The organism is Candidatus Hydrogenedens sp., assembly GCA_035378955.1.
GTDB lineage: Bacteria > Hydrogenedentota > Hydrogenedentia > Hydrogenedentales > Hydrogenedentaceae > Hydrogenedens.
This window is the reverse complement of sequence record DAOSUS010000049.1, coordinates 14,157-16,899: the sequence shown is the minus strand read 5'-3', so window position 1 is coordinate 16,899 and position 2,743 is coordinate 14,157. Positions and strand designations below refer to the sequence as shown.

The 2,743-nt window shown below is 33.9% G+C and carries 4 protein-coding genes; 1 reads left to right on the top strand and 3 read right to left on the bottom strand.

Annotated features, from left to right (window positions below):
* Together PLA12_10135 and PLA12_10130 are read right to left on the bottom strand one after the other, a co-directional pair.
* A partial coding sequence (locus PLA12_10135) for a hypothetical protein (protein ID HOQ32857.1) occupies window positions 1-380 on the bottom strand: 380 nt, incomplete at its 3' end.
* Window positions 381-429: 49 nt separating this feature from the next.
* Window positions 430-1,107 (bottom strand): hypothetical protein, encoded by a 678-nt coding sequence (locus PLA12_10130; GenBank protein ID HOQ32856.1) that lies wholly within the window; start codon window positions 1,105-1,107, stop codon window positions 430-432.
* A 308-nt stretch (window positions 1,108-1,415) separates the two neighbouring features.
* Here PLA12_10130 and PLA12_10125 point away from each other — a divergent pair, with 308 nt between their 5' ends.
* Window positions 1,416-1,571: a hypothetical protein gene (locus PLA12_10125; protein ID HOQ32855.1), complete on the top strand. Its 156-nt coding sequence runs from the start codon at window positions 1,416-1,418 to the stop codon at window positions 1,569-1,571.
* A gap of 350 nt (window positions 1,572-1,921) precedes the next feature.
* Here PLA12_10125 and PLA12_10120 read toward each other — a convergent pair.
* The coding region (locus tag PLA12_10120) for an ATP-grasp domain-containing protein (protein ID HOQ32854.1) at window positions 1,922-2,743 on the bottom strand (822 nt) is incomplete at its 5' end.

The window sequence follows — 2,743 nt, the reverse complement described above, 5'->3', positions numbered from 1 at the left end:
GGATAATTTCCTCGAAGTGATTCTGTTCCTGATATAAATTCAGCGAGAAGCTTTTGGTTTTCATACTCTAATTGGGGGAGTATTTCTTTAGCATTATTTAGAAATACCTGGTAGCATGTATTTTTTTCCTCAGTAGGAACATTATTTATTAGCATATTCATTGCCAGAAGATATGCTCTTTGCTTTTCTGGATGTTCCAGCATTGCTTTTGACAGTATAGAAAAAGCATCTTCATATTGTTTATTTACTATTAATTCTTCTGCCCTTTTATATTCTTCTGTTTCCATTACTGCTTTTATATCATTTGTGTAATCTTGTAGTCTTGTAGATAAATCTTCAGTTTCTGTGATGGAAGTATGGATAAAAAATAAAAATAACATCGTATCTTCTCCCTTAATTTTTTAATAAATATTTTATTATTTCTCTTTACTAATTACAATTTGGATTGTATGGATCAGCACATTGAGGACAACTGGAATCTGGAAGTCCACATGTTCCAATTACTTTACATGCGTCTAATAGATACCATACATGGGACTCTTTATAATAAGTTAAAGGTCCTTTACAAATTGTTTGTCCCCAAGAACAGGGATTATTCTGTAACCAATCAGTTGGGTTATAACATAATTTTGTACATAAAACTCTTCGTGTTATAGTGTGATAATAAGGACCTATTTTTTGAGTACTTTTTTGACAACGAGTTAATAAACATTCTGATTTTAAACCGCCTTCTACAATTATAACAGTTTGACCTCCCACAGATATTTTTCCACCTCCCAGTATTGAATATCCTGGAGGTACTTGAATGCCTAAACTTATTCCAGCTTCACATGTCCAAAATCCAGCGGATACATTTTTTTGTGTCATATAAAGTGTACAAGGATTATTTGCACAACAAGTAGAAAATCCATCGCAAGTTTCCCAAACAGGGAAAAGAACATCATTACTCGTAACTGTAACAGCATTTGGTACATTTTCCCATGCCATATCTAAAACTCCACAGACACCACATAAGGTTCCACATGGAGGTGGATCTTCAGCAAATAATTGTATCGTGGTTGAGAATAAGATACAAAACATAGCCAACATAAAGATAGTCTTTTTCATAGCATTTTCTCCTATGTTTAAGTTTGTTTCCATCCTTTTGTTGTTTTTTGTGTATAAATATGGTTTAATTATACTTTTTTTTACAAGTCAAGTTTTTTGATTATTTTTTTAATTAATACATTTTAGTAAAAATAATTTTTTTTTCAATGTATCTTAAATATCTTCTTAATGAAATTCAATGTTAATTTAAGTTTTATTATTAAAGACCCTAAATAATGGAATTAAATTTTATTTATTTTGATTAAGTAATAGAGTATTAATATAATTCTTTCTATGGAAGAAAAACTGTATCTAAGGAGCAGGGATATATGAAAGTAGAAGATTTTGCGTATCAGGTGGCAGTAAGAACGATGGAACTATTAGAACAGGAACAACACTACAAAATTTCCGAAGAACACCGCAGACAGATCCTACAAAAAATCCTCCAGGAAATCCCCCAAATCCTCAAAAAATCCTCCAAGTAAATCATATACAATAACTGTTCAAAATATATTATACAATATATCGTTACAGATTCTTTTAAAGGGATGAGACGGATAGAAAAATGGGAATGACAAAACGAATAGAATATATATCTACGATAGTGGGTGAATCACATCGTATTTATAGAATCAATCTTTTAGTTTCGCTGTAAGAGTTAATAACTGTTCGCTATAAAATTATCTCTGCATCCCTTTGCAGTTTAAAATTCTTTTTTAAAATGATTTCCCGTTAAAACTATTGTCAATGTAATCTTTCTATTTTCTCTCATCTGTCCTATTCATCTCATTTCACCCAAAAGTCCAATACCGATATATCTTTTTCAAATAATCCGTTATTTGATTTTTATTTGTATCCCTGTTGTTTTGTGGTGTTCTTGCAGAGAGAGGATGCCCATCGTTCCTTTTTTCATTTCACGGAGTGCCTGAACAGCCGCTTTTGCAGCCGCAAGTGTAGTCATCGTTGGGATATTATTTTCTAATGCTTTTCTACGGATGAGTACCTCATCATCTTTAGCCGATTTTCCTTTCGGTGTGTTAATAATCCAATTTACATAACCATTGATTATACAATCAAGAACATTAGGTCTCCCTTCCCCAACCTTAAATACCTCCGCCACATCAATCCCATGTTCACGAAGCACCGCAGCCGTTCCTTTGGTTGCTATAAATTTAAATCCCAATTCGTATAAATCTTTGGCTATGGAACCTATATATCTCTTATCATGGTCATTCAGACTTATAAAGATAGTTCCTTCCAGCGGGATACTATTTCCAGCGGCTATCTGACTTTTGGCGTAGGCAAGCCCCATATTTTTGTCAATGCCCATTACTTCTCCCGTACTACGCATCTCAGGTCCTAAAATAATATCTACACCCGGGAACTTAATAAAAGGCAAAACAACCTCTTTGGCCGAGATATATTGAGGCTTGGGGTCTTCTGTGAGACCCATTTCCGATAATTTTTTACCTACCATGACCAGAGCCGCAAGTTTGGCTAATGGCACACCTACAGCTTTGCTTACGAAAGGAATGGTTCGAGACGCTCTTGGATTTACTTCCAGTAGATATACCTTCCCATCTTTTACGGCATATTGCACATTCATAAGCCCACGCACCTCTAATTCAATTGCCAGAGCACGAGTCTGTTTCTTAAT